The 23870-nt window shown below is 61.8% G+C and carries 30 protein-coding genes; 20 read left to right on the plus strand and 10 right to left on the minus strand.

All coding sequences use genetic code 11. The features are described 5' to 3' along the window. The first annotated feature begins 38 nt into the window (after positions 1-38). Entirely contained in the window at positions 39-611 is a 573-nt protein-coding gene (locus DevBK_RS14485) for an SH3 domain-containing protein (protein WP_061908636.1), read from the plus strand. A 57-nt stretch (positions 612-668) separates the two neighbouring features. Here the strand turns inward: DevBK_RS14485 and DevBK_RS14490 are convergent, their stop codons facing one another. Beyond that, on the minus strand, positions 669-1460 hold the full coding sequence (locus DevBK_RS14490; RefSeq protein WP_317185950.1) for a siderophore ferric iron reductase: 792 nt from the start codon (positions 1458-1460) through the stop codon (positions 669-671). A gap of 154 nt (positions 1461-1614) precedes the next feature. Here DevBK_RS14490 and DevBK_RS14495 point away from each other — a divergent pair, with 154 nt between their 5' ends. Both DevBK_RS14495 and DevBK_RS14500 read left to right on the plus strand, forming a co-directional pair. After that, positions 1615-2043: a TadE/TadG family type IV pilus assembly protein gene (locus DevBK_RS14495; protein WP_317185951.1), complete on the plus strand. Its 429-nt coding sequence runs from the start codon at positions 1615-1617 to the stop codon at positions 2041-2043. 26 nt (positions 2044-2069) lie between these two features. Next, positions 2070-3662, plus strand: coding sequence for a TadG family pilus assembly protein (locus DevBK_RS14500; RefSeq protein WP_317185952.1), 1593 nt, complete (start codon positions 2070-2072; stop codon positions 3660-3662). Here DevBK_RS14500 and DevBK_RS14505 read toward each other — a convergent pair. Next, positions 3659-4189: a dihydrofolate reductase family protein gene (locus tag DevBK_RS14505; RefSeq protein ID WP_062628962.1), complete on the minus strand. Its 531-nt coding sequence runs from the start codon at positions 4187-4189 to the stop codon at positions 3659-3661. The two genes, DevBK_RS14500 and DevBK_RS14505, sit on opposite strands and share 4 nt — an antisense overlap. 117 nt (positions 4190-4306) lie before the next feature. Here DevBK_RS14505 and DevBK_RS14510 point away from each other — a divergent pair, with 117 nt between their 5' ends. The 4 genes from DevBK_RS14510 (at position 4307) to DevBK_RS14525 (ending at position 7356) form a co-directional block, all read left to right on the plus strand. Next, the gene (locus DevBK_RS14510; protein WP_062628734.1) at positions 4307-4672 is read left to right on the plus strand and encodes a GntR family transcriptional regulator; all 366 of its coding nucleotides are present in this window, start codon (positions 4307-4309) and stop codon (positions 4670-4672) included. Further along, positions 4669-5568: an ABC transporter ATP-binding protein gene (locus DevBK_RS14515; RefSeq protein ID WP_062628735.1), complete on the plus strand. Its 900-nt coding sequence runs from the start codon at positions 4669-4671 to the stop codon at positions 5566-5568. Before DevBK_RS14510 ends, DevBK_RS14515 begins: the two co-directional genes overlap by 4 nt. Next, positions 5565-6458 (plus strand): hypothetical protein, encoded by an 894-nt coding sequence (locus DevBK_RS14520; protein ID WP_156351715.1) that lies wholly within the window; start codon positions 5565-5567, stop codon positions 6456-6458. Before DevBK_RS14515 ends, DevBK_RS14520 begins: the two co-directional genes overlap by 4 nt. Before the next feature lie 85 nt (positions 6459-6543). Beyond that, on the plus strand, positions 6544-7356 hold the full coding sequence (locus DevBK_RS14525) for a hypothetical protein (protein ID WP_317185953.1): 813 nt from the start codon (positions 6544-6546) through the stop codon (positions 7354-7356). Here the strand turns inward: DevBK_RS14525 and DevBK_RS14530 are convergent. Beyond that, positions 7346-8224 (minus strand): glycosyltransferase family 8 protein, encoded by an 879-nt coding sequence (locus tag DevBK_RS14530; protein WP_317185954.1) that lies wholly within the window; start codon positions 8222-8224, stop codon positions 7346-7348. The genes DevBK_RS14525 and DevBK_RS14530 overlap by 11 nt on opposite strands. Before the next feature lie 141 nt (positions 8225-8365). On the opposite strand from DevBK_RS14530, the gene DevBK_RS14535 reads away from it, so the two are divergent. Next, the gene (locus DevBK_RS14535; RefSeq protein WP_317185955.1) at positions 8366-9400 is read left to right on the plus strand and encodes a DUF2793 domain-containing protein; all 1035 of its coding nucleotides are present in this window, start codon (positions 8366-8368) and stop codon (positions 9398-9400) included. Here the strand turns inward: DevBK_RS14535 and DevBK_RS14540 are convergent. After that, entirely contained in the window at positions 9389-9967 is a 579-nt protein-coding gene (locus tag DevBK_RS14540; protein WP_317185956.1) for a TetR/AcrR family transcriptional regulator, read from the minus strand. The two genes, DevBK_RS14535 and DevBK_RS14540, sit on opposite strands and share 12 nt — an antisense overlap. Positions 9968-10035: 68 nt before the next feature. On the opposite strand from DevBK_RS14540, the gene DevBK_RS14545 reads away from it, so the two are divergent. Continuing rightward, positions 10036-10440 (plus strand): VOC family protein, encoded by a 405-nt coding sequence (locus DevBK_RS14545; RefSeq protein ID WP_317185957.1) that lies wholly within the window; start codon positions 10036-10038, stop codon positions 10438-10440. Here DevBK_RS14545 and DevBK_RS14550 read toward each other — a convergent pair. Further along, positions 10437-11033 carry a hypothetical protein gene (locus tag DevBK_RS14550; RefSeq protein WP_062628743.1) on the minus strand — a complete coding sequence of 199 codons (597 nt, stop codon included), beginning with the start codon at positions 11031-11033 and terminating at the stop codon, positions 10437-10439. The genes DevBK_RS14545 and DevBK_RS14550 overlap by 4 nt on opposite strands. A gap of 123 nt (positions 11034-11156) precedes the next feature. Here DevBK_RS14550 and DevBK_RS14555 point away from each other — a divergent pair, with 123 nt between their 5' ends. The 6 genes from DevBK_RS14555 (at position 11157) to DevBK_RS14580 (ending at position 16320) form a co-directional block, all read left to right on the plus strand. Next, positions 11157-12047, plus strand: coding sequence for an NAD(P)/FAD-dependent oxidoreductase (locus DevBK_RS14555; protein WP_062628744.1), 891 nt, complete (start codon positions 11157-11159; stop codon positions 12045-12047). 60 nt (positions 12048-12107) lie between these two features. After that, a complete protein-coding gene (locus DevBK_RS14560) occupies positions 12108-13118 on the plus strand; it encodes a rhodanese-related sulfurtransferase (protein ID WP_082460762.1) in 1011 nt (336 codons plus the stop codon). A gap of 31 nt (positions 13119-13149) precedes the next feature. Further along, positions 13150-13452, plus strand: a complete 303-nt coding sequence (locus DevBK_RS14565) for a BrnT family toxin (protein ID WP_062628745.1) — start codon at positions 13150-13152, stop codon at positions 13450-13452. After that, positions 13436-13669 (plus strand): BrnA antitoxin family protein, encoded by a 234-nt coding sequence (locus DevBK_RS14570; protein WP_244483862.1) that lies wholly within the window; start codon positions 13436-13438, stop codon positions 13667-13669. Before DevBK_RS14565 ends, DevBK_RS14570 begins: the two co-directional genes overlap by 17 nt. 85 nt (positions 13670-13754) lie before the next feature. Further along, positions 13755-14684, plus strand: a complete 930-nt coding sequence (locus DevBK_RS14575) for a LysR family transcriptional regulator (protein ID WP_062628747.1) — start codon at positions 13755-13757, stop codon at positions 14682-14684. Positions 14685-14706: 22 nt separating this feature from the next. Beyond that, positions 14707-16320: a GMC family oxidoreductase gene (locus DevBK_RS14580; protein ID WP_317185958.1), complete on the plus strand. Its 1614-nt coding sequence runs from the start codon at positions 14707-14709 to the stop codon at positions 16318-16320. Here DevBK_RS14580 and DevBK_RS14585 read toward each other — a convergent pair. Beyond that, positions 16317-17099 carry a LytTR family DNA-binding domain-containing protein gene (locus DevBK_RS14585; protein WP_317185959.1) on the minus strand — a complete coding sequence of 261 codons (783 nt, stop codon included), beginning with the start codon at positions 17097-17099 and terminating at the stop codon, positions 16317-16319. The two genes, DevBK_RS14580 and DevBK_RS14585, sit on opposite strands and share 4 nt — an antisense overlap. 89 nt (positions 17100-17188) lie before the next feature. Between DevBK_RS14585 and DevBK_RS14590 the strand changes: the two genes are divergently transcribed. Next, positions 17189-17683, plus strand: a complete 495-nt coding sequence (locus tag DevBK_RS14590) for a DUF2306 domain-containing protein (protein WP_317185960.1) — start codon at positions 17189-17191, stop codon at positions 17681-17683. Here DevBK_RS14590 and mbfA read toward each other — a convergent pair. Further along, a complete protein-coding gene (mbfA, locus tag DevBK_RS14595; RefSeq protein WP_317185961.1) occupies positions 17680-18660 on the minus strand; it encodes an iron exporter MbfA in 981 nt (326 codons plus the stop codon). The genes DevBK_RS14590 and mbfA overlap by 4 nt on opposite strands. Positions 18661-18806: 146 nt before the next feature. On the opposite strand from mbfA, the gene DevBK_RS14600 reads away from it, so the two are divergent. Continuing rightward, positions 18807-19034 carry a hypothetical protein gene (locus tag DevBK_RS14600; protein WP_156351719.1) on the plus strand — a complete coding sequence of 76 codons (228 nt, stop codon included), beginning with the start codon at positions 18807-18809 and terminating at the stop codon, positions 19032-19034. 184 nt (positions 19035-19218) lie between these two features. On the opposite strand, the gene DevBK_RS14605 is transcribed toward DevBK_RS14600, so the two are convergent. Further along, the gene (locus DevBK_RS14605) at positions 19219-20472 is read right to left on the minus strand and encodes an FAD-dependent oxidoreductase (protein ID WP_317185962.1); all 1254 of its coding nucleotides are present in this window, start codon (positions 20470-20472) and stop codon (positions 19219-19221) included. Between the two features lie 17 nt (positions 20473-20489). Continuing rightward, entirely contained in the window at positions 20490-21419 is a 930-nt protein-coding gene (locus DevBK_RS14610; protein WP_317185963.1) for a LysR substrate-binding domain-containing protein, read from the minus strand. 111 nt (positions 21420-21530) lie between these two features. Here DevBK_RS14610 and DevBK_RS14615 point away from each other — a divergent pair, with 111 nt between their 5' ends. From DevBK_RS14615 to DevBK_RS14625, 3 genes are all read left to right on the plus strand, one after another. Continuing rightward, positions 21531-21677: a hypothetical protein gene (locus DevBK_RS14615; RefSeq protein WP_156464056.1), complete on the plus strand. Its 147-nt coding sequence runs from the start codon at positions 21531-21533 to the stop codon at positions 21675-21677. Positions 21678-21732: 55 nt separating this feature from the next. Then, positions 21733-22233: a hypothetical protein gene (locus DevBK_RS14620; RefSeq protein WP_317185964.1), complete on the plus strand. Its 501-nt coding sequence runs from the start codon at positions 21733-21735 to the stop codon at positions 22231-22233. 94 nt (positions 22234-22327) lie between these two features. Continuing rightward, complete coding sequence (locus tag DevBK_RS14625) at positions 22328-22813, plus strand: YidB family protein (protein ID WP_317185965.1); 486 nt, start codon at positions 22328-22330, stop codon at positions 22811-22813. A gap of 40 nt (positions 22814-22853) precedes the next feature. Here the strand turns inward: DevBK_RS14625 and DevBK_RS14630 are convergent, their stop codons facing one another. Further along, positions 22854-23768 carry an extensin family protein gene (locus DevBK_RS14630; RefSeq protein ID WP_317185966.1) on the minus strand — a complete coding sequence of 305 codons (915 nt, stop codon included), beginning with the start codon at positions 23766-23768 and terminating at the stop codon, positions 22854-22856. Positions 23769-23870 lie beyond the last annotated feature (102 nt).

The raw sequence follows: 23870 nt of genomic DNA on the forward strand, positions 1-23870 counted from the left end.
GCGTACTGATAGGGCAATTCCAATCCGTCTGCAAAGTCATGTTCATTTCGCACGCCAGATCGGGCCGTGCCCGTACCCATTTTCTTCGCTTTTTCGCCGTTTTGCCGCTGATCCTGGCGAGCGTTTTCGTCCACGCGCCTGTGGCCTATGGTCAGGCCGAATCGGTTTCGGGGCTCAAACTCCCGCGCTTCGTCACGACACGATCCAACCCCATCAATGTGCGCGTCGGCCCCGGCACCAAATACGACATTGCCTGGAACTATACCGTTTCCGGCGTGCCCGTCGAAATCATCCAGGAATTCGATACCTGGCGCAAAATCCGTGACATGGACGGCACCGAAGGCTGGGTGCACCAGAGCCTCCTCGTCGGTTCGCGCGCCGGTTACGCGACCCCGCTCGTGGCCAATGGCGAAGTGGACATGTATGCCTCGCGCTCGACCGATGCGGGCCTCCGCGCTCGGCTTTCGCCCGGCGTGCGCGTCAATATTTCCGAATGCGATGGCGAGTGGTGCACCGTGACTGCCGGCCAGCCGGGCGAGCGCGCCAATTTCTCAGGCTATGTGCGCCAGGAAGAAATCTGGGGCGTCTATCCCGACGAGGTCTTTGATTAATTTTGTCTGTCGCGTTTTCGAACCGGAAAACCGGCCGCCACTTTTCCTGAAAACGCTCTACGCATCCAATTCCGCCAGCGCGTCACTGCGCTGGCGAGCGAGGCGCACGTCCTCATCTTGTTTCGGACAGGTGGCACAATAGGTGCCGGGCATCGCGAGATAATCGAGGCAACAGCCTTTTCGCGCGATGATCAGCGCCTTGCGGCCATCGGCGAGATCAAGCGTTTCGAGATCGCCCTGGCCGGTAATGCCAAGGGCGGCTAGCCAGAGATCGCAAAGCCGGCGCTGCTCGGAAATTGAAATTCCGGGCACATAGTCCCGCAGCCGCACCATCAGTCCCAACATACGATCGGCCAGCAACCGCAGAGCCGGCACGCGCTTGAGCTTGGTCACCTGGTTGATTTCGGCCAGGATCCCATCGGCCATGCCGCGCAAATCCTTGCCCGCCACGGCGATCATGGCGTCTGTCGTGTCCTTGCGATGCGGTCCGGGCGTGAGACGAAATCCGTTGATGTCGATACCCCGGCGCTCCTGGCTCATGGCCGCAAGCCGGGGCAGGGCGCCGTGGACATGAACGGCGATGACGGCGAGGAAAGCCGGTTGCCAGATCAAGTTCGTCCAGAGGCGCACGGCATAAAAGGGCTGGCCGGCCTTTGGGTAGGTCGCTTCCAACTCCGCATAAAGCGCGCGCAGCAGGTTTTCGTTGTCGCCGCCCGGCACATGCCAGCCCGGCAGCGGCCCGCCGGGCACGCCCTTCATGAAGCCAGTAACGCGCGCTGCCGTTTCGAGAAGGCGCGTCAGCGCGACATCGTCGCTATCGAGGGCAAAGAGAAAATTGCGCGCGGCCAAAAGCTGCTCCTGACTATCAGCTTTTCTATAGTCCACCCACGCCACGGCACGCAATTGCCCTATCAGGATCAGGGCGAGACCTGAGCCAGACTTTTACTGCGCGAACAGGTGCGCGGCTCAGCATGGACCGACCATGGACGGCATGGAGAGGATCATGGCGCGCCTCGCCCAAAACCTGCGGCGCGATACACGCGGCGGCGCCGCAGTCGAATTCGCACTTCTGGCGCCGCTTTATCTGCTGATGCTCGCCGGCATGCTGGCCTATGGGCTCTATTTCGGCGCCTCCCATTCCCTGCAGCAATTGGCAGCCGATGCCGCCCGCATCTCGATTGCCGGCCTCGATACCGTAGAGCGCGACAAACTCGTGCGCGATTATCTCGAGAAAAATGGCGGCGCCTATATGCTGATCGATGCCGCCCATCTCTCTTATGCGATCGGCACCGATCCGCGCGACGGCACGCAATATCGCGTTACCATCAGCTACGACGCCGTCGAACTCCCGATCTGGAACCTCTATCCGCCCCTGCCGCTCCCCAGTCGGTTTCTGGTTCAGGGCGCAACAATCCGGCAGGGCGGGCTGTGACTTTCTGGCGCGATCAGCGCGGCAATATGAGTATTCTCTTTGCTGCCGCCCTGTCGCTGGCCGGAGTGGTGGGCGCCATCTCCGTTGATTCCGCCGCGCTCTTTCGTGAAACCCGCATGGTGCAGGCCGCCGTCGATCTGGCGGCAATCACGGCGACTGCTGATCCTGACAATGCCGAAAGTCTCGCGCGCACCGTCCTCCGCGATGCCGGCTTTGTAGCCGATCCCGTGGTGGAAATCGGGCACTATGGCGCCGATCCCGCGAAATCTCCTGAGATGCGATTCGTCCGGGGCAGGGGGCCGGTGAATGCCGTGCGGGTGTCGTATCGACAGACAGGGACGCTTTATTTCGGCGCCAACCTGATGAACCCACCCGAAATCGCGGCGACCGGCACGGCGATGGTGGTGCCGGAAGTGTCGTTTTCCATCGGCTCGCGACTGGCAAGCTTCAATGGCGGGCTGGCCAATGCGGTGCTGGGCACGCTGCTCGGCACCACGGTCAATTTCAGCCTCGCCGATTATACAGCGCTGGCAGACGCTCGGGTCGAAACCATCGGTTTTTTGGATGGGTTAGCTGGATCGCTCGGGATAACCGCGGGGACCTATGATGCGCTGCTCACGCATGAGGTCCGCGCGGGAACGCTGGTCGGCGCTTTGGCCAAAGGTGTTTCCGGACCGGCGCGGCTTGCGCTCGAAACCCTCTCGCGCGCCAGCGCTGGCAGTCCTGTGCCGCTCAAAAAACTGCTTACTCTCGGGCGCTATGGACGGATGAGCGTCAATGGCGGCGGCAAAGGCCTGGGGGCGCAAATCTCGGCGCTCGAGATCCTGTCGGCTGCGGCGGCTCTCGCCGATGGGCAAAGGCAGGTCTGGCTGGGCCTCGGGGGCAGCATTCCGGGCGTCGCGGCGCTCTCGCTCGATCTTGCCGTGGGCGAACCGGCAGGGGGAGGTGGCTGGTTCGGCATTGGTCCGGCAGGCACTGTGGTGCGCACGGCGCAAGTCCGGCTGCGCATCGACGCACAAATCGCAGGCAATCTGACCCTCCAGAACGCGCTGATCCGCCTGCCTCTCTGGCTGGATCTCGCATCCTCCGAGGCCAAGGTAGTCAGCGCCACCTGCCCCAATCGCGCCGAACCCAATGGCACGGCCGAGATCGCGGTCCTGCCTGGTGTCGCCATCTTAGCGGTGGGGAAGCCGAGCAATGCCGAGATGCGCGATTTCGGCACGCCGCTGCCGCTGGCACCGGTCCGGATTCTCGATGCAACGCTGTTGCAGGTCTCGGCCTCTGGCCATCTCAGCATCGCGCAGACTTCGCCAGTGCCGCTAGCCTTCAGTTCCGCCGATATCGGCGTGGCGCGCCTCAAGATGGCCAAGGTAACGACCCCTGTGACCTCCCTCGCACAAGGCCTCGTCTCCAGCCTCAACTTCGATATTTCGATCCTGGGCCTAGGCCTGAGCTTGCCCAGCGTTATCAACACAGCGCTCAAAACCGTCGTCGCCCCGCTGGGACCGCCGCTCGATGCGATCCTCAACAGCGTGCTGACGACGCTCGGCCTTGGGATCGGCGAGGCCGATGTGCGGGTCTATGGCGTCCGCTGCGCGACACCGGTCCTCGTCGGTTAGGCCGGCACGTAGCTCAGACGAATGGCAACATCGCCGATGCGCTCATGCGCCACGAGTTTGAGAGAAGGCCGGACGCCGGCAAAGTATGGCGCGCCTTCGCCCAGAACCACCGGATGCACATAAAGCCGATACTCGTCGATCAGCCCCCACGCGCTCAACGAGGCCGCAAACTTTGGCCCCGAGACCTCGACATTGCCGGACAGCTCTTCCTTGAGCGCCCGGATCCTCGATTCAAAATCGGAACGGATCAGCGTCGCATTGGGTCCCACCGCATCGAGCGTGGTCGAAACCACATATTTTGCCCCACGCCGCCACACCGCGGCATAGTCGCGCTCGGCTTGGTCCCAGTCCGGCTGTTCATCGTCCCAATAGCGCATGATCTCATACATCCGGCGGCCATAAATGGTGGCCGTCATCTGCGAGACATCCTTGATGAAGTGCTGGAAAAGCTTGGGGTCGGGCATGAACTTGTCATGGTCGACATAGCCATCGAGCGACACATTCAGCGCATAAATGAACTTGGCCACAATCGCCTCCCCGCGGTTTGCCATGCCGACTATGGAGCGTTTTCCAGCGTGCAGCAATCAGGGTTGACGTAGTGAATTAGTGTGCTACAAATATAGCACACTACATAGGCGCGACACATGGATGATTTTCACACAAGCCAGCCGATCTTCGTGCAGATCCGGCAGCGGCTGATCGAGATGATCCTGCGCGGCGCGGTGAAGGCGGGCGATCCCCTGCCTTCGGTGCGCCAGATCTCTGCAGAGCTTTCGGTCAATCCGCTGACGGTCACCAAGGCCTTCGAAGCTTTGGTCGATATCGGCGTGGTCGAAAAACGAAGGGGTCTTGGAATGTTTGCAACGCAAGGCGCACGCGAAACGCTGCTCGCCCATGAGCGCCAGAAATTCCTGGCCGAGGATTGGCCGCGCATCGTCGCCCAGATCAAGGCGCTCGATCTCGACCCCAAGACGCTTTTTGCCGATACCGCCAAGGAGTCCCAGTCATGACCGACACACCCGTTCTCGCCGAGCCGGTCGTTACCGCTCGCGGCCTCAAGAAGAAATTCGGCGGCAAGGAAATCCTGCACGGGCTCGATTTCGACATTCCCGCCGGCCGCATCTATGGCCTTGTGGGCCATAATGGCGCGGGCAAGACGACGACGCTCAATGCCATGCTGGGCCTCACGAGCTATGAGGGCACCATTCGCGTGCTCGGCGAAGACCCCTTCGCCCGCCGCGCCAAATTGATGGAAAACGTCGCTTTTATATCCGACGTCGCGAGCCTGCCGCGCTTTCTCCGCGTCCGCGAACTGTTTGCGCTCCTCTCCAACATTCACCCCAATTTTTCGACCGACAAGGCGCGCGATTTTCTAACCGGCACCGACATCAAGCCGGAAATGAAGATCAAGACACTCTCCAAGGGAATGATGGCGCAGCTCCATCTCGCCGTCGTCATGGCGATCGATGCCAAGCTTCTCGTCCTCGACGAGCCGACGCTCGGGCTCGACATCACCTATCGCAAGCGCTTCTACCGTCGCCTTCTCGAAGACTATATGACCGAGGAGCGGACCCTGATCATCACCACCCATCAGGTGGACGAGATCGAGTTCATGCTCTCCGACATCATGTTCATTCGCGATGGCGACCTGATCCTCCATATGCAGATGGAAACGGTGAACGAGAAATTTGCCCAACTCGTCGCCAATGAACCGGAAACGCAGGCCGCTGCGCGTGCGCTCGCTCCGGTCTATGAGGAAACCCGCTTCGGCCAGACAGTCTTCATTTTCGATGGGGTCCCGCGTGACCAACTGGAGCCGCTCGGCAAAGTGTCCACGCCCACATTGTCCGATCTCTTCGTCGCGCTAATGCAGCGCCCGACCGCCAATCCGGAGACTGCGCGATGATGGCTTTTGCTGCGCTCATCCGTCGCGAGTTCATCGAACATCGCGGCGCCTTTCTCATCGGCCCGCTGATCCTCGTTGCCGTCCTTTTCGGCGCGACCATTCTGGCCTTCACCGTCGGGCGGATCGATGTCCGTTTTTCGGGCGCCATTTTCACCGTCGCGCCGCTGCGCTTTTATGAATTCGGCTTCCTCGCCTTTGGCGTCGCCTGGATGCTCTATCTTCTGGCGGTGCTGTTCTTTTATTGCGCGGATGGTTTTGCCGCCGACAAGCGCAACAATTCCATGCTGTTCTGGAAGTCGATGCCGGTCAGCGATTTCCGCATGCTGCTGTCAAAGCTTGCCGCAGCGCTGACCATCCTGCCGGGCACGGTCTATGCCATTGCGCTCCTGAGCGGGCTTCTATTTTTCGCCGTGGCTTTTACCACCATGTCGATCAACGGCACGGCAAGCTTTGCCATGCTCGGCAGCGTCGCCTCGATCTACCTGCAGGTGGCCGGCGCGATCCTCCTCGCGCTCATCGTCGGGCTTCTTTGGTATCTGCCCTATATCGGGCTGGTCGGCGCACTGGCGACGGCTTTGGGGCGCTGGGCCATTCCGGTTTCGCTCCTCCTTCCAAGCCTTGTCGCAACGCTCGAATGGGTGACGCTTGGTGGCCTCCATCCCTTCACTACGCGGACATGGAACTACCTCAGCTATCGCTCAACCTTCCCCCTGAGTGAAAACGGCTATCCAGACGTCTGGTTGGCCACCGGCGAACGCTTCGATCTCAACGCCTTTGCCGTCGATCTCCTCGGAAAGACCGATTGGCTCCAGGTTTTGATCGGAGCAGTTTTCGCGCTCGTCGCACTCTATATCGCCAGCGAGTACCGCCGCCGCGCCTCGGCCAATTGAGGCCTGCCGCCGCAAATGCTAGGGAGCGAGACCTGAAGCGCACTGCGCCTCAGGTCTTTCTTTTTGTCCATTTAGGACCGCTTCCATGACCCTGCCTACCATTGTCAGTTTCTGGCACGGCCCAATGAGCTGGCTCGAAGCGCTCTCCATCGCTTCCTTCACCCGCAACGGCCATCGCGTCCTCGTTTATTCCTACGCGCCCATTCCCGGCCTGCCCGCCGCCGCCGAATGGCGCGACGCCCGCGACGTTCTGCCAGAGGAAAAGCTGGTCTTCTACAAAGGACGCGGCACGCCTGGTGTCTTTTCCGACCATTTCCGCTATGCCGCCCTGCGCGCGGGGTTAGGCGTCTATGCCGATCTCGACATCTATTGCGTCAAGCCGATCGAAGGACCGCCGGATTACCTGATGGCTTGGGAACGGCCCGGCTCGGTCAATGGCGCGGTGCTCTACATGCCCCCCGACGCGCCGCTTTTGGCCGATCTTCTCACCATCTTCGAAACCGAAAAGCGCCCGCTTTTCGAGCCGCATCTGCCCCCGCTCCGGCGCGTCGAAGTCGCCATTCGCCGGCTGGTTGGCGACCGGGTAACACCGGAACACATGCAATATGGCGCGACCGGCCCGATGGCCCTCACCCACTTCGTCGCCAAAAACGGTCTGACCGCCCGCGTCCTGCCCTCGTCGAGCTTTTATCCCGTGCCATATGAAGGCATACCCGCCCTGATGCAGACCGGCTCTTCAGTCGAAACGGCCATCAAGCCTGACACGCTCGCCATCCACCTCTGGCGCAGCCAACTCACCGCCCGTGGCCGCACTGACCTGCCCTTGCCCGAAGCAGGCAGCGCGCTCGCTGCCCTCTGCGCCGCCGAGGGGATCGACCCGGCAAAGCCTATTTCCTGAGCCCCAGTTTCTTGAGCCACCAGCGTTTCCAGCGGTGGCGCAGGAAACTGTAAAACAGCGCGTTGGTCATGACGTGCCGATACCAGCGCGCATAGGCCGAGCTATGGAGAATGCCCGAGAGCAGCCCCCAAGGCTTTGCGGTGCGCGTGTAATGGAGGATCGCCGGATCGAGCCCCTCATGAGCCATGTGGGCGTCGATGGTGTTCCAGCGCCAGGGCAGCTTCTGCCAGCGATTGCGAAAGACGAGATTGAGCACGTCCTGGTCGTAATAAAGGCGGCTCATCCAGCCCTTGGCAGCGAGCACGGCAACTTCGGCCTTGAGGTTGATTTCACGCCATTGGGCAAGGTCGATCAGCAGCATGCCGGAATTGAAGTAGGGATCGGCGGTGTCGAAAATGCCGATATTCTGGCGCATATCGCGGCGGCCCGCGATAAAGGGGTGCAGCGAATCCTGCACTGCGCCGAGCGGCTGGCCGCCCAAATCCATCTCGTAAAGCTGCTCGATCGGCGCGCGGACCATCATATCGCAATCGAGATAAATGACGCGATCGAGGTCCGAAGGCAGCAAGTCCGCAAGCAAAAGCCGTGCATAGACGACCTTTGGCCAGCGCTTGCTGGCCGGTAGTTCGGCGACGAAGAAATCGAAGAGTTCGGATTTGTCGAGCGGATGCCAGCTCAGCGTAGCGCCATACTCGCGCGTAATGCCTTCGAGATCGTGCCGGTGCTCGTCGCTGAGCGGCAAGTGGAGCAGGTGAAAGACCAGATCCTTCCGCCGATGCGTCGAAATGCAGATCGAGCGCATGACCGTATAGGCCGGGGCCCAAAAATTGTCGTCAAAGGCAAGGACGATATGGATGGGTGCGCTCATGCGGGCTCAGGCTCTCGTATTTTCCCCTCTCATAAAGCCTCGGCAGGCAAAGGGAAGAGTGTTGGTGCCCCGATCTATGCCGCTTATCCCCGCGCTGTGCGCCCGCTCCATGATGGCTTCAGCCAATTTCGGAGCATCATCATGGACGACACCCCGCGCCTCGGCCTGCCGCAAATCATCGGCGGGCAGGCCATGAAACACATCACACACAACGAAGCGCTGCTGCGGCTCGACCTGCTCGTGCAGGCAAGCGTCGAGTCAGCAACGCTCGGCAGCCCGCCGACTACGCCGCTCGATGGCGAGGCCTTCATCGTGCCGACCGGTGCGACAGGCGCTTGGGCTGGTCACACGAGCGAGATCGCAGCCTTCCAGGCCGGTGCCTGGACCTTTTATGATCCGTCGACCGGCTGGCAGGTCTTCGACAAGGCCAGCAACAGCCTCCTCGTGTTTTCGGGCACGGCCTGGATTGCTCTGGCCTCGACAGGTTCCGGCCTTCTGCAGCTCGGCATCAATAGCAGCGCCGATCCCACCAATCGCTTGAGCGTTGCCGCCCCGGCCAGTCTTTTCACCCATGAAGGCGCCGGGCATCAGCTCAAGATCAACAAAGCCTCGACAGGCCAGACCGCGAGCGTGCTTTTCCAAAGCAACTGGTCGGGCCGCGCCGAAATGGGCCTTATGGGCGACAATGCCTGGCGCATCAAGGTCAGCGCCGATGGCAGCACTTGGACCAACGCGCTGACCCTGGCCACCGATGGCAGCACGACATTTGCGGGTGCGGTAAAACCGGCCACCGACAATGCACAGACCCTTGGCGCCAGCGGCGCACGCTGGAGCGCCATCTGGTCGGCAACCGGCACGATCCAGACGTCGGACGCTCGGCTCAAAACGGATATTATGCCCAGCGATCTCGGACTCGATTTCATCCTCGCGCTTGAGCCAGTGCGATACCGCTGGCGCGACGGAAAGGACGAGGTGGTCCATTACGGGCTACTCGCACAGCAGGTGCTGGCGACGGCGCAAGCGCTCGGGGTGCAGCATTTTGGCGGCCATGTCCTCGTTGATCCCGAAGACGCAGACAGCCAACAGGCCCTCCGCTATTCGAGCTTCATATCCCCGCTGATCGCAGCCGTGCAGGCCGTGGAAGCGCGGGTCAAAAAACTGGAATCAGGTCTTTAGACCCCTAATCAGCGCCTTGATGGCCTTGCGATAGTTTGAAAGTTGGTCGGGCGGCGCCAAGGCTGCCCGGTCAAAAAGTGCATCGAGCAGTTGTGCCAGAGCCTCGACCGGCAAATCGCGAATGGCGCCAGCTCTAACGGCGGCGTCGACGCCATCAACCAAAGTCTTGAGGCCATAGCGCGCATTGATGGCTTCAAGCACATCTCGCTCCAGAACGGCTGGGGCGTCGATGAGCAGGATGCGACGACGCCCCTCATCTTCCATCGCCGTCAGATAAGCGTCACCCCCTTCGATCAAGGCTTTCACCGGACCTGGCTCATCGCCATCAGTGGCCGCGTTTATCGCTTCCGCGAGGCTCGCATGTTCCGCTTCGACCACTGCGACAAACAACGCCTTCTTATCGGCGAAGTGATGATAAAGCGCCCCGCGCGTCACTCCGGCCTCGGCAACCACCTCGGGCGTATTGGTTCCGGCATAACCACGCTCAGCGAAATGACGTCGCGCGGCGTCCAAAAGCGCCTTCCGCGTTGCCTGCCGCCGCGCCTCCTGAGTTCTTCGCTCTTGCATACATACATCATGTTTGTTATTTACATACTCAATGTATGCAAATTGCCCACAAATGCAAAGAGAGACCGATGTTCTCAGCGCTTTATCCGCTGCTTCAGGTCAGCAACGTAAGCAGCACCGCCAATTTTTACCGCGATACGTTTGAGTTCACGATGGTTTTCGAAAGCGACTGGTATGTCCAGTTGCGTGCGCCAAATTCGGCGCACGAACTGGCGATCATCGACTACCATCATGACAGCATCCCAGAAGCGGGCCGTAGGCCGACCTCCGGGCTCATCCTCAGCTTTGAGGTCGAAGACGCTGCCAAGCTTGCGGCACACTTTGAAACCGCCGGCGTGCCAATCGTGCAGCCACTGCGCGACGAAGTCTTCGGTCAGCGCCACTTAATTGCCGCCGATCCAAACGGCATCCTGCTCGACGTGATTACCCCGATCGCACCCGATCCAGAATGGCTCGCTGCGCAGGGCGCTTAAAAATACCAGGTCAGCGCAGCAGCACTGGCCGGATCGAAATGAATGGTGACAGTGGCGTCCTGAGCTTCATTGGTGGCGCCATCGGTCCACTTGCGCTGCAAGAGCGTGATGGTTTCGGCCGCTTCGTCCGAACTCTTCAGGACATAGTCGAAACAATCCGTCGGTCCGGTATTGCCGCTCATCTGGCTGCGAATGGCCCAAAGCTCCCGGCCGCCGATCGGCATCCCATCATCGCGACGCGTAGCGCGTAGGGTCGGCAGCCAATCGATCGTCGATTCGCAGATAAAGCGATTGTCCTCAAACGTGCCTTGGTCGGTAAAGAGGACATTGACCTCGTCGTCCCAGGCATTGCCGATTTCGAAGGTCGCGCTGGTATCGGTCACATCGAGATAAATATCGGACCAGGCGCAGCCTTCGCCCTCCTGATTGTAGCACCACCGCTCCGACTCTTTCATCAGTGTCGCCACTTCTGAGATCGGCAGAGCTTTGCCGATCTTCATGCGGTCAAGAACCTCACTGACGCTCGTATCAAAAGCCAAAGCAGGGGTGAGGCTGGCCATTGCAGTGACGAAACAGGTCAGGGCGAAGCGCATCTTGTCCTCCAGGGCAGGGTTGTCCGCAGTCTAGGGAAAAGACGCCCGGAGGCAACCCACGCTTGACAAGCGTTATGGTATAACATTTATCTGACCTCCCTAATTCGACGGAAAGGCAGTGTCATGCAGGACGTAGTCATCATCGGCGGCAGCTTTGCCGGGCTCTCGGCAGCCCTGCAGCTCGGGAGAGCGCGTCGGAAAGTCACCGTGCTCGATACCGCCACGCCCCGCAACCGCTTTGCCGACCACGCCCATGGGATCCTGGGCCATGATGGCAAGGCGCCACAGGATATTCTCGCCGCGGCCCGCGCCCAGTTTCTCCCCTATCGCAGCGTCACCTTCCGGAACGACGGCGCAAGCCTGATCGAAGGCGAAAAAGATCGTTTCGTCGTCACGCTTTTCAGTGGTGACCGCATTGAAACGCGCCGCATCATCCTGAGCCACGGGATTACCGATATCATGCCCGATATTCCTGGTTTTGCTCGCGCCTGGGGCAAGACGGTGCTCCATTGCCCCTATTGCCATGGCTTCGAAGTGGCGGATCGACGCCTGGGCGTGCTTTATTTCGGCCCGCTCTCGGCCCATGTCACCGCCATGCTGCAAGATTGGACCGAAGACCTGACGGTCTTTGCCGATGGCCACGAAGTCGAGCCGGAATTTCGAGCCAAGCTCGCGCACAAAAATATCAAACTGGTCGAACCCAAGGTAACTGGCATCATCGAAGCCGGTGGCGTCCTGTCGGCAGTGCAAGTCGCAAGCGGCGCCGAGATCGGTCTCGACGCTTTGTTCGTCGGCCCGCGCCAAAAACCGTCGACTAACCTTCATGCCCAGCTTGGGCTCGTCATGGACGAGATGCCGCTTGGTCAGATCATTCATGTCGATGAGATGTATCAAACGAGCGTGCCAGGCATCTACGCCGCGGGGGATGTCGCGAGCCCTCGCCAATCCGTGCCCCTCGCCATGGCCGCGGGCAATCTCGCCGGCGTCAACTGCCACCATTCGCTGCTCGACTAGCAGCCTTGCCAGATGCTGCCGGGCCGTGACGATTGCGCCCGGCAGTGCTATGAGGCCGGCATGACCGCGCCTCACGCCCATCCCTTCAAAGTTATGGCGATCTATAAGTTCGCCTCCCTCCCCGATGCCGAAGCCCTCAAGGCGCCGCTCGCCGCCTTCTGTTGCGGCCGCGACATCAAGGGTACCCTTATTCTGGCGCCCGAGGGCATCAACGGTACCGTCGCCGGCACGCCCGACGCTATCGATGCGCTGGCTGATTTCTTGTTCGTCTCCGGTCCGTTCGACACGAGGCTGCAGGGCGCAGAAGTAAAGTACTCATTCGCCGACGAAGCGCCATTTCTGCGCATGAAGGTCCGCCTCAAGCTCGAGATCGTGACCCTCCGCGCGCCCGAGGCCGACCCCTCCAAACAGGTCGGCACTTATGTCGAGCCGGAAGATTGGAACGACCTCATCGATCGCAACGATGTCGTCTTGGTCGATACCCGCAACGACTACGAAGTCGGCCTTGGCACATTCCAGCGCGCTCTCGATCCCAAGACGGCGAGCTTTGTCGAGTTCAAGGATTATGTCGCCAAGAACCTCGATCCCGCGCGCGACAAGAAAGTCGCCATGTTCTGCACCGGCGGCATCCGCTGCGAAAAGGCGTCCTCTTATCTTCTGAGCCAGGGTTTTGAGGAGGTGTTTCACCTCAAGGGTGGCATCCTCAAATATCTCGAAGTGACGCCGAAGGAAGAAAGCCGCTTTGCCGGCGAGTGCTTCGTCTTTGACGATCGCGTCTCTGTTGGCCACGGGCTCGAACTCGGCGACGCCACCTTATGCCGCGCCTGCCGCCATCCGCTGACGGCAGCCGACCGCGCCCACAAGGATTTCGCCGAGGGCCTCTCCTGCCCCTATTGCGCCGGCGACACCGCCAAGCACCAGGCCGCCGCCGAACGCCAGCACCAGATGGACCTCGCCAAACAACGCGGCACAGCCCACCTTGGCGACGCCGTCAAGGAAATCGCGGCACGGGCCAAGGCGGAGAAAATCGCGCGCGCCGAGGAGTCGCGGGTGCGAAATAGCGAGGATTGAGTTGTACATACAAATGTACTAACATCGCACGATGGACTTCGAGTGGGACGAGACAAAATATCGGACCAACCTGATCAAGCACGGCATCGATTTTGCCGATGCTGCCACCATCTTTTCCGGATGGACTTTTACCGTCATCGATACCCGTTTCGATTACGGCGAAGAGCGCAAGATCAGTATGGGCAAGATGCATGATGTCCTGATCGTTGTCGTCATCCATACGGACCGCGGTGGCACAACGCGCTTGATTTCCGCGCGCCCCGCATCCGCCAGGGAAAGAAAGACCTATGAAACCGCCTTACTCTCGGCCCTTGACGATGGAAGAGCTAGCTAACATTGCCGACAAGGATATCGACTTCAGCGATATCCCGGAACTCGACGATGAATTCTGGAAGAATGCCAAACTGGTTGAACCATCCGGGACGACACCCGTCACTCTGCGCGTCAAAACCTCGGTCCTCGAAGCATTCAAGGCCGACGGCAAGGGCTACCAGACGCGCATGAACGCGGTTCTGGAAGCCTATGTGCGGGCAATGAAGAAAGCGGGCTGAAACACCTGTGCCATTCAACGCATAGACTCTTTCAATGCGACGGCGGATATTCCGGCTTATCGACCTATTCGCATAAGCCAATCCAATGGACCTCGATCAGCTTCGCACTTTTGACCGCATCGTTCGCGAGCAGAGTTTTACCAAGGCGGCGGCCTATCTCAATATCACCCAGGCGACAGCCTCGATGCGCATGCGCGCGCTGGAGCAGCTTCTAGGCGTCTCGCTTTTCGTGCGCGGCCGCACCGTTACGCTCACCGATCAGGGTATGACCTTTCTGCCCTTTGCGCGCCGCATGATCGGCACAGCGCAGGAGGCGCGAGAAGCGCTGCGGCGCGTCGAGCGTGGGCGCATCACCATCGCTTCGCTCCGAAGCCTAGTGTCCCCGCTGATTACCGAAAGCCTGCTACGCTTTCAGGAAAAGTACCCATCGGTCGACGTGGTTGTGAATGAGGGACGGCAGGCGCAGATCGCTGAAATGCTGCATGAGCGTCAGTCAGAGCTCGGCATCCTCTGTTGGCCCAATCTTGAGCCACTGGCCGTCGATCTCGTCCCGCTGCTGACCATGCGCGAGCGGGTGCCCCTGGTCGTCACGCCGGAAATTGCTGCCAAACTCCCGGCGAGGCCGACGTTGGCCAACATTCTCGATCACGTGCCGCGGGTCATTTCGCTGCGCTGGTGGCAGGTCGAGCCCGAAGGCGCCTCCGCCTTTACCCGCATGGCGCAGACGAGCGTCGAATTGCCGACCGGACCCGCGCGGCGGCTGGCGATCAAGGGCGAAGGCACCGGCTTTTTCGTCCAATCCGCCATTGCCGACGATCTCGCAGCCGTGCGGCTGGTCGAAATCCAGCCCGTCGATGCGGAGCCGCTCCATCGCGACACCGCCATGGTCGTCCGCTCGCTCGCCGCGCTCGATAGGCCGATGCTGGTCGACTTTATCCGTGAAATCGCGGGCGAATGCGCGCGGGTGGGCACAATCCTCGATAGCCGACTAGAAGACTTGCTGCCTGCGGCTTAGTCTCCACGCAAGAGGAGATATTATGCCAACATACGACTTCGTCATTGCCGGCGGCGGCTCGGCTGCGTCGGTTGCCGCCTGGCGGCTGGTCAAGGAATTCGGTTTTCGCGTGCTGATGCTCGAGCGCGGCCTCGCGCGGACCAATCGCATCATGGCTATGCCCGCCGGCTATATGAAATATCTCGGGCAAGACACCTTCCTTGAAATGCACAAGACCGTGCCGCAGCCCCAGCTTGGCGGCCGCGCGCCGATCGTGCCGGTCGCCAAGGTCTTAGGCGGCGGCTCCTCGGTCAATGCCATGGTCTATATGCGCGGCCAGAAGGAAGACTATGACGGCTGGGCCCAAAGCCTCGGCAATGATCCATCGTGGTCCTATGACGGCATATTGCCCCACTTTACCGGCATCGAAGACAATGCCCGGCTTCACGATCGCTTCCACGGCGCGGGTGGCCCGCTGCGGGTCTCAGATCCCGGTTACACGACGCAGACGACGCATGATTTCATCGCCGCCGCCGAGGCGCTGGGCCATAAGCCGAACCCCGATTTCAATGGCGCCACACAATTTGGCGTCGGCATCATGCAGCACACCTATGCCCAATGGGGCCGCTACAAGGAGCGCTCGGACGCCGTCAAAGCCTTCCTCGATCCGCTCAAAGGCGACGAGCGGCTGACGATCGTTTCCGAAGCGCGCGTCGACAAGATCCTCGTCGAGAATGGCCGGGCAACCGGCGTCAGCTATACCCGAAACGGCGAGACCCACACCGTCCACGCCGAGCGCGAGGTGCTGATCGGCGCCGGCACCTATAACAGCGCTAAGCTGATGATGCTCTCCGGCATCGGCCCCGCCGATCATCTCCACCAGCATGGCATTGCCGTCGTCGCCGATATCCCCGGCGTCGGCCAGAACCTGCAAGACCATCACGAGGTCCCGGTCATCGCCACCACCAAAGGAAAATCCGGTTATTTCGGGCAGGACCGCGGCTGGAACATGATCCGCAACGGCCTCCAATATCTCCTCACCAATTCCGGTCCCGTCACGACCACAGGCATCGAAGCCTGCATGTTCTTTGATCCCGGTGGCGGTCCGCGCCCGACCATCCAGCTTTACTGTGCACCGATCGTCTATCTCGATCGCGACGTTTCGGCCGCCAAGCCCACCTATGGCGTCACCTTCACCTCCTGCCTCCTCCGCCCCAAGGCCCGCGGCAGCGTCACGCTGCGCTCCGCCAACCCGGCCGATCAGCCAGTGGTCGATTGCAACTTCTTCGGTCATCCCGACGATCTCCGCCTGACCATCGCCGCTCTGCACGAAGCACGGAAATTGCTGAAGTCGTCACCCCTCGCGGAAAAGATCGACACCGAACTGCTGCCCGGCCAGGCGGTGATGGACGATCCCGAAGCGCTCGAAAAATATTGCGGGCAGACGGTCAAGACCAACTACCACCCCGTCGGCACGCTGCGCATGGGACGGTCGGATGATCCGACGACGGTGGTCGATAGCGAACTGCGCGTGCGCGGGATCGAAGGCCTGCGGGTCATCGACTGCTCGATCATGCCGCAGATCGTCTCGGGCAATACCAATGCCCCCGCCATGGCCATCGGGTCGAAGGCGGCGAGCCTGGTGGCAGGACGCTAACCCAGCAACCCCGCCGCCTTCACCGCATCCATAAACGTCCGGCTCACCGGCACCACCGTGCCGTTCTCGAGCTCAAGCACCGGCTTGCCGCCCTGCCGAAATCCCCTGCGCACGGCAGCAAGCGCGACCCAATGCGAGCGATGCACCTGCAGCCCCGGCTCGGGCGCAGTCTCGCGGATGGCGTCGGAGAGGCGCATCAGCACCAGCGTCGTCCCCTTGTCCGTACTCACATCGACATAGTGGTCCGACACGGCAATATGCAGCAACCTTCCGCGCTGCGGTCGCGGCAAACGCTCGAGCAGAGCAGGTTCATCCGGCACAATCGCCGCCGCAACCTCCGCCCCCGCCGCCTTCGGCCGCATGCCGAGTAAGGCACTGAGCAATGTCACCGCCGCAGCAATGGCAGTGCAATAAACCAGCAATGTTAAAAGTCCGATCGGCGTGTCCGGCCCGAATGCCAGAAGATTGACCAGCGCCACCACTGCCGTGATCGGCGGCCCGGCCAGTGCGCCGCCGATCAGCGCAGCGACGGAGAGGGGAAACCACGTCTTGAGCCTGCGCTCGGCCAGCCCCGCCACCAAAGTGCCCATGGCCCCCGTGCCGATGATCACGGCGATCCAATAGAGCACCCTTGGCACAAGCGGCACGGCTTCATAGGTCCCGAACGGACCGACCAGCCCGGCAATAAGACCCATGAGCGCGAGCAGCATCCAGCTCCGCCCGTCGCGCATCAGGGCCTGCATTTGGCGAAGCGTGGATTGCAATGCGGTGTCGTTCACGAAGCGGACATGCGGCTCAAGGATTGGCGTTTGCGCGCGTCAATCTAGCGGCACAAGGCTTGGCTTCATACCCCAGACGGACATTTGCCATGACCCTTGCCCCGCTGCTCTCCGCCGATTTCGCTATCCAGATCCATGCCTTCACCGCGAGCCTTGCCGTGCCGATCGGCGGCTTCGTGCTCTGGCGCAAGAAGGGCACGGCGCTCCACAAGCTGCTCGGAAGGGTCTGGGTGGTCCTGATGTTCATCGCCGCCACCAGCGCACTCTTCATCCACGAAATCCGGCTGATCGGGCCATTCAGCCCGATCCATCTCTTTACGATTTTCACCTATGTCGCGCTGTTCAACGGCCTCCGCGCCATCATCGTCCACCACGATGTCGCGCGGCATCGCGGCAATATGCAGGGGCTCTATGTCGGCGCTTTGCTTCTCGCCGGCGCCTTCACGCTTTTGCCCGGCCGGCGCATGAACGCGGTCCTCTTCGGGCCCGATGCCGGCTGGACGCCATCGCTGCTCGCGATTGGCTCCATTCTGGCTGTCGCGGTTTTCCTCTGGCTGCGCTGGCGCCGTCCGGTCGCGGCCTAAGCCATGCCGATGAACACACCCGCCCCAAACACCAGCGCGCCGCCGATGACGACCTGTAACACCGCGCGCCAGAACGGGGTCTGCATATAGCGCTTCTGAATATAGGCAATGGCCCAGAGTTCGAGCACCACGACAGCCGCGGCAATACCAGTTGCCGTCCAGAAATCGTGGATCAGATAGGGCAGGGCGTGCCCGAGCCCGCCGACCGCTGTCATGATCCCGGCCGCAAAGCCGCGCTTGATGGGCGAACCGCGCCCGGTCAGCTTGCCATCGTCCGATGCGGCCTCGGTAAAGCCCATGGAAATGCCAGCGCCGATCGCGGCAGCGAGGCCAACGAGAAAGGTCTGGTGCGTGTCGCCCGTCGCAAAGGCCGCCGCAAAAACCGGCGCCAGCGTCGACACCGATCCATCCATCAGCCCCGCCAGCCCCGGCTGCACATAGGTCAGCAGAAACTGGCGATGCGCCTCGTCCTTCTCGGTATCGCGACCGTCCTCGCCAAGCAGTTTTTCATCGAGCTTGGTCGCTGTCGCCGCATGGCCGCGCTCGGCCCGCGCCAGATCGCCCAGAAGTCTGCGGATGCCCACATCATTGGTCTGCTTCGCCGCTTCGAGATAGAAATGATAGGCGCTCTCTTCCATTTCCCAAACCTGCTGGCGCGCTTGTTCGAGCGTCAGGGTCTTGAGCAACCAGACCGGCTTGCGGTTGAGGAATCCGCGCACATGCTCGCGCCGGATCGGCACGAGCCGCTTGCCGAACCGATCGACATAGATATCGAGCAACCGCCGCCGATGGTCGTCCTCTTCGGCCGACATGGCTTCCAAAAGGGATGCCGAGCCCGGATAGGTCTCGCCGAGCCGCGCCGCCAGTTCGGAATAGATACGTCCATCTTCTTCCTCGGCCGCAATGGCCAGCGACAGGATTTCGCGCTCGGAGAGGCTCGTAAACGCACGCCGATTGTCCGGCCAGAGGGTGAACATGATCGTCTCAACATTAGAATTGTTCCAAACAATGATTAGAACGGTTCTAAAGTTTGGGCAAGCGGCAAACGCGCGGGATTAACCCTCTTTGCGACGCGCCGCCGCAGGCCGTTGCGGCCCCGCTCGTCCATGCCCATGTGATTGCCATGACCGACGATCAGGACATTCGCGAACACGCCAATCTCGAAACGCAACGCACGCGCTCCAACGTCTATGCGTTCCGCAAGGTGAAGTGGGGCGATCCGCGGCAAGCGTTCAAGGGATCGCGCGGCGTGGCCCGGCTACCGGGAAAGCGCTCCGGCTTCCCAGGAATTTGGACATTTCTAATTTTTGCCGCGCTCGCCGCCATGGCGATCGCGCTTTTGGTGCGGTGAAGCCGCTTGCCTCTCAGCAGAATTTCACTTCGTGCACAGAGACGAAACAACCACTGACCTGCACCTCCCCCTTGACGGGGGAGGCCGGGAGGGGGTGCGGGAGCCAGCATGTATGCGCTCCTCCAGCACGTCTACACCTTAAGAACGAGGTCGGCGCAAAGCGCCGGGTGAGGGGGCCCTGCCCCTACCCGTGCAAAAACCGCCCCATCCGGAACGGGTTCACATCGATCGCCGTCGCTTCCCCCGTCATCATCTGCGCCAACAGCTCGCCCGTCGCCGGCCCGAGCGTAAAGCCGTGATGCGCATGGCCGACCCCGACAAACAACCCCTCATGCTTCGGCGCTTTTGAAATGATCGGCATCATATCGGGCGTACAGGGCCGCGCACCCTTCCAGGGCTGCGGATCGACCCGATCGCCGAGCGGGAAAACCTCCTTCGCCGCTGCTTCTGCCTTGCCGATCTGCACCGGCGTCGGCAAGGCATCGCGCAGCGCAAATTCCGCCCCCGTCGTCAGGCGAATGCCCTGCGCCATCGGCGCCAGCACATAGCCCACCTCCGCATCGAGCAGCAGATGGTCGAGCTTCGCGCCGGGCTGCGGCTTATAATGCATATGGTAGCCGCGCTTGACGAAGAGCGGCAGGCGATAGCCCAGGCGATCGAGCACTTCCGGCGCCCAGGGCCCCAGCGCCACCACGGCTTGTTTCGCCGAATGCAGCGTCCCGCCGATCCGGGTTTGCCATGTGTCACCTGATTGGGTCAGCCCATCGGCCTCCCCCGAGATAAACGTGCCGCCCAACCGTTGAAACAGCGCAAAATAGCTGGCGACCAGCGCGCCGGGATCGCGCACCGTCCAGGGATCGGTCCAGTGAATGCCGCCCACCAGTCCGCCGATCAGGTCCGGCTCCAGCGCCTTCAGCCCCGCCCAATCCACCACTTCATGGTGGATATTGAACTTTTCCCGGTCGCCCTCGGCCTTGGCCGCTTCGCGCTGCAGCTTTTCTGCCGTGCGGAACACCAGATACCAGCCGTCCTTGGAGATCAGCTTCTCCGCGTCCGGCCCGACTTCCTTGATCAGCGCCTCATGCGTTTCGATCGAACGGCCGATCAGCGGAGCATAACTCTCCACCACATGCCGATAATGCTCGGGCGAAGACGCCCACCAATATTTGAGAAGCGGCGGCGCGATGCGCGGCAAGGCCAGCGGTTCGTAGCGCGCGGCGGTAGAAAGGTGCAGCCCCACCTGCATCAGCGTCGTCAAATCGCGCGGAAACGGATGCGGGCGCACGCCCTCGCGCTGAATGATGCCGGCATTGCCATAAGACGTCTCGCGCCCCGGCTGGTTCTTGTCGACAAGGGTCACGCTGCGACCGCGCTTGAGAAGATGAATGCCGGTCGCGATGCCGACGATACCGGCTCCGAGGATCAACACGTCTTGCATTGCGGTCTCCTTTGCCCTCAGTGGGCCGCTCGAACATGGCCTTGCTGCTGGGCCAGATAGCCGCCGACACTGGCCGGCACTTCCTCGTCCAGCCAATCGCGAAACAGTTTCAGTTTTTTCGATTCCCGTCGGCCTTTTGCCGTGGCGAGATAGTAGCCATGCACACCATCGACCGGTGCCACAAAGGGCCGCACCAGCCGCCCGTCGCAGACCGGATCGGCGCTCATCATGTCCGCCGCCAGCAAAAGCCCCTGGCCCGAAATAGCGGCATCAAAGGCAAGCGACGCGTCGGAATAGACGGGCCCCGAAAGCTTCATATTGGGATCGCAGCCGGCATGTTTGAGCCACAAAGGCCAATCGAGCATGCTGGTGCGATCGGCGATCACGGGGATTTTTGTCAGGTCCGAAAGATCGGGATGGGCGCGCAAAAGCTCAGGCGCGCAGACCGGTTGATAGGCGCGCCCGCCGATCAACGTCGTCGTGACGCCCGGCCAGGTGCCGTCGCCAAAGCGAATGCCGCAATCAAGGTCTGGCCGCGTCAGGTCGAGCATGGCGCCGGTAACGGTCAGCCGCACTTCGAGCCCCGGGTGGCGTAGAGAGAATTTGTTGACCCGCCAGATCAGCCAGCGCGAGGCAAAGACCGATCCCACGGTAACGTTGAGCACGCCCTCATGCGCCCCGGTCAGCGTTGCGAGGCCATCGCGCAACGCGGCAAAGCCGGCTGAAAGCTGCGGCAGGATTTCAATCAACTCCGGCACCGGCTTCAAACCCTGCGGTGTGCGGGCGAAAAGCTCCATCCCCAGCCGCTCCTCGGCTCGCCGCAAATGCTGGCTAACCGCCCCGACCGTCACCCCCAATTCTTCTGCTGCCGGAGCGAGTGCGCCGGCCCGCGCCACGATCTCGATGGCGCGCAGGGCATTGAGCGGGATGGGAAAGGGATTGCTCATATAGATTTTCTATACCCGCGCAAAAGCCTTGTCCATTGCTGCGAAGCGCTGCAGGGCGCAGTGTGGGAACACTTCAACCCGCCCCAAAAATCTATCGCGAGGAGACAGGCCATGATCCGCCTGATCGAACTTTTGCGCCTTGCCTTTGCCTGGCTCAATGCGCCCGTTGCCGCTGCAACCTTGGAACCCGATCTGACCCCCAGGGATTGGGCAGACCTGCCCCCGCATCACCCGAAGGCCGAGTGCACGCCGTGCTGAAGCCATAATCGGGCTCAAAATGCGGGAAAATTCCTCACGAGCTCGGAGTGCCATTTTGCCCCGCCTTTCCCTCGCCCTGTCCCTGCTCGCCGTCCTCGTTCCTGCTGCCTATGCGCAGGAGGCGGCGCCAGCCACTTCGCCCAAGATCACCGTCGATCCGCGCGCCATCGTCGATTCCATGCCCCAACAGGGCACGCTGCTCACCGGCCTTTATGCGACGCAGGCCACGATCGAGCTCTGCTCGGTCGAAGCCGGCGAGCCCGCGACCACGGCCATGAATGCCCATCGCCGCCAGCTTGAATCCGAAATGCGGATGGACGATGCCACCTCGGTCGCTGCCTATGCCGCCATCAAGGGCGATGTCGAAAAAGCTGGCGTCGATTGCGCTGAAGGCAGCAAGGACCGCCAGCAGACCGCCGAAGTGATCGCCATCTATTCCGGCTCCGGCGCTACCCCTGCCCAGCCGGCTTCGCCCATGGACCCGGCAGCGCCGGCGCCAAGCGCCGCGCCCGCCGACCCAGCGGCTCCGGCAACCCCCGCCACGCCTGCACAGTAATCTTGCAAACGGTGAGCGCCGGACGATGGCACTCGGAACTATCGGTTCCGCGCCATCGTTCGACGTCTCACATTCACCAGCAAGGACAACTGCAATGGCCAAATCATCCTCTCTCGTCGCATTGCTCGGTTTACTGGCGGTCGCTGGATTTCAGCATCGCGACAAGATCCAGGACGCCCTCAAGGGCGCGTCCAACAATACTGGCGGTGGTGGCAGCCAGGGCGGTCTCGGTGGCGTCCTCGGTGGCCTCGGCGATCTCATCAGCGGCAAACCAGGCAGCGGCAATGTCCTGACTGGCGGCTTGAACGATCTGCTCGACAGTTTCCGCGGCAATGGCCAAAAGGACACGGCTGACTCCTGGACGACTGTCGGCGTGCCCACCAAAGGCCTGACCCCGCCCGAAGTGGAAGCCGCCATCGGCCGCGAGACGCTGACCGAACTCAGCCAGTCGACTGGTCTTTCCTACGAAGAACTGCTCAAACGCCTGTCCTCTAACATTCCCGATGCCGTCGATCGTCTGACCCCAGACGGACGTTTCCCCACGACCGACGAAGAAGCCCGCCGCAGCCTCCTCGGCTAACGCATTCAACCGTGAACGCCCGTCTCCTTAGAGGCGGGCGTCACTCGCAAATCTGCGCCGTGCACGTCTGCCCGTGGCATCCGAGATCGAGATGCAGGTGGTCCTCATGATCGGCATTCGCCTCGGGCCCCAACACGGTCGTAAATATCCCGCAGGCCGCGCCGTGTGACTGGCGCAGCAATTTGCCCTCGGGCGCAGTCGCCGGCAGCCAATTGTCCTTCACCGAAACACTCTTGCCGTTCTCAAGCGTAAAGCCGACGAGATCGATCGCATTGGCAAAGCCGTGTTCCGAGGTAAAACCCTCGTCGCCGCCAACGCGGGCGCGGCACATATAGGATGTGCCGGTGGTCAATTCCGCGATCGGGCTCTCCATCGCGGCCTTGGCATAGGCGTCGACATCGGCGGTCCATTCCGCCAGCGCCCCCGCCATTTCGCAATTGGTCGTCACCGGGCTTGAGAGCGGAATAGTCCGCCCATTGGCATTGATCGCCTCGAGCAACAGCGGCGAGCGCTCCCCACAAATCCCCTCCGCAATCGGCGGCAGCATTTTTCCAACCACGCGCCCCGAAAGCAGCGCCGGACAGGCCGTCTGATAGACGCGATCATCCGCAGGCTTTGTCGGCGCGGCAGGTTCCTCATCCCTAGTCTCAACCGGCGCCGGTGGTTCAACCGCTTCCGGCGCCACATCCGGCACAGGCACCGGCTCTGCCTCTTCCCCCAACCCCTCCGGCCGCGGCCGCGGAATCGGCGGCGGCGCTTCATCCGCTGGTGTCTCCGCCTCGTCTTCATTCACCGGTACCACCGCCGGCGCCTCCGCCTTCGGCGCCGGTTTCGGGGTAGTCCGCTGCGGCGAAAGCTCCCTCGCGAAATTCTGCAGCGGCGCGAGCCAATCCTGCGCGAGCGTGGGGCCGGTCAGGGCGGCGAGAAGGGCGAGAATGGAAAGGGTGTGACGCATGGGCAGACAAACGCGCCGCCCCGGCCAACGTTGCCGTTCGCCGTGCGGGAAACTGGCGTTAACCGCGCGGAAACCATCTTTCTCCGCCTCCCGCCTTCTGCT

Source organism: Devosia sp. BK, assembly GCF_032907385.1.
In the GTDB taxonomy this organism is placed as follows: Bacteria; Pseudomonadota; Alphaproteobacteria; order Rhizobiales; family Devosiaceae; genus Devosia.

Excerpts from the sequence above, each read along its gene's own strand:
- DevBK_RS14575 (WP_062628747.1), top strand. The coding sequence starts at position 13,755 with ATGGACCTCGATCAGCTTCGCACTTTTGACCGCATCGTTCGCGAGCAG.
- mbfA (WP_317185961.1), bottom strand. The coding sequence starts at position 18,660 with ATGTTCACCCTCTGGCCGGACAATCGGCGTGCGTTTACGAGCCTCTCC.
- DevBK_RS14550 (WP_062628743.1), bottom strand. The coding sequence starts at position 11,033 with ATGCGCTTCGCCCTGACCTGTTTCGTCACTGCAATGGCCAGCCTCACC.
- DevBK_RS14530 (WP_317185954.1), bottom strand. The coding sequence starts at position 8,224 with ATGAGCGCACCCATCCATATCGTCCTTGCCTTTGACGACAATTTTTGG.
- DevBK_RS14540 (WP_317185956.1), bottom strand. The coding sequence starts at position 9,967 with ATGCAAGAGCGAAGAACTCAGGAGGCGCGGCGGCAGGCAACGCGGAAG.
- DevBK_RS14545 (WP_317185957.1), top strand. The coding sequence starts at position 10,036 with ATGTTCTCAGCGCTTTATCCGCTGCTTCAGGTCAGCAACGTAAGCAGC.
- DevBK_RS14520 (WP_156351715.1), top strand. The coding sequence starts at position 5,565 with ATGATGGCTTTTGCTGCGCTCATCCGTCGCGAGTTCATCGAACATCGC.
- DevBK_RS14525 (WP_317185953.1), top strand. The coding sequence starts at position 6,544 with ATGACCCTGCCTACCATTGTCAGTTTCTGGCACGGCCCAATGAGCTGG.
- DevBK_RS14600 (WP_156351719.1), top strand. The coding sequence starts at position 18,807 with ATGACCGACGATCAGGACATTCGCGAACACGCCAATCTCGAAACGCAA.
- DevBK_RS14510 (WP_062628734.1), top strand. The coding sequence starts at position 4,307 with ATGGATGATTTTCACACAAGCCAGCCGATCTTCGTGCAGATCCGGCAG.
- DevBK_RS14485 (WP_061908636.1), top strand. The coding sequence starts at position 39 with ATGTTCATTTCGCACGCCAGATCGGGCCGTGCCCGTACCCATTTTCTT.
- DevBK_RS14610 (WP_317185963.1), bottom strand. The coding sequence starts at position 21,419 with ATGAGCAATCCCTTTCCCATCCCGCTCAATGCCCTGCGCGCCATCGAG.
- DevBK_RS14535 (WP_317185955.1), top strand. The coding sequence starts at position 8,366 with ATGGACGACACCCCGCGCCTCGGCCTGCCGCAAATCATCGGCGGGCAG.
- DevBK_RS14605 (WP_317185962.1), bottom strand. The coding sequence starts at position 20,472 with ATGCAAGACGTGTTGATCCTCGGAGCCGGTATCGTCGGCATCGCGACC.
- DevBK_RS14570 (WP_244483862.1), top strand. The coding sequence starts at position 13,436 with ATGGAAGAGCTAGCTAACATTGCCGACAAGGATATCGACTTCAGCGAT.
- DevBK_RS14560 (WP_082460762.1), top strand. The coding sequence starts at position 12,108 with ATGACCGCGCCTCACGCCCATCCCTTCAAAGTTATGGCGATCTATAAG.
- DevBK_RS14515 (WP_062628735.1), top strand. The coding sequence starts at position 4,669 with ATGACCGACACACCCGTTCTCGCCGAGCCGGTCGTTACCGCTCGCGGC.
- DevBK_RS14615 (WP_156464056.1), top strand. The coding sequence starts at position 21,531 with ATGATCCGCCTGATCGAACTTTTGCGCCTTGCCTTTGCCTGGCTCAAT.
- DevBK_RS14565 (WP_062628745.1), top strand. The coding sequence starts at position 13,150 with ATGGACTTCGAGTGGGACGAGACAAAATATCGGACCAACCTGATCAAG.
- DevBK_RS14555 (WP_062628744.1), top strand. The coding sequence starts at position 11,157 with ATGCAGGACGTAGTCATCATCGGCGGCAGCTTTGCCGGGCTCTCGGCA.
- DevBK_RS14630 (WP_317185966.1), bottom strand. The coding sequence starts at position 23,768 with ATGCGTCACACCCTTTCCATTCTCGCCCTTCTCGCCGCCCTGACCGGC.
- DevBK_RS14625 (WP_317185965.1), top strand. The coding sequence starts at position 22,328 with ATGGCCAAATCATCCTCTCTCGTCGCATTGCTCGGTTTACTGGCGGTC.
- DevBK_RS14500 (WP_317185952.1), top strand. The coding sequence starts at position 2,070 with ATGAGTATTCTCTTTGCTGCCGCCCTGTCGCTGGCCGGAGTGGTGGGC.
- DevBK_RS14590 (WP_317185960.1), top strand. The coding sequence starts at position 17,189 with ATGACCCTTGCCCCGCTGCTCTCCGCCGATTTCGCTATCCAGATCCAT.
- DevBK_RS14495 (WP_317185951.1), top strand. The coding sequence starts at position 1,615 with ATGGCGCGCCTCGCCCAAAACCTGCGGCGCGATACACGCGGCGGCGCC.
- DevBK_RS14580 (WP_317185958.1), top strand. The coding sequence starts at position 14,707 with ATGCCAACATACGACTTCGTCATTGCCGGCGGCGGCTCGGCTGCGTCG.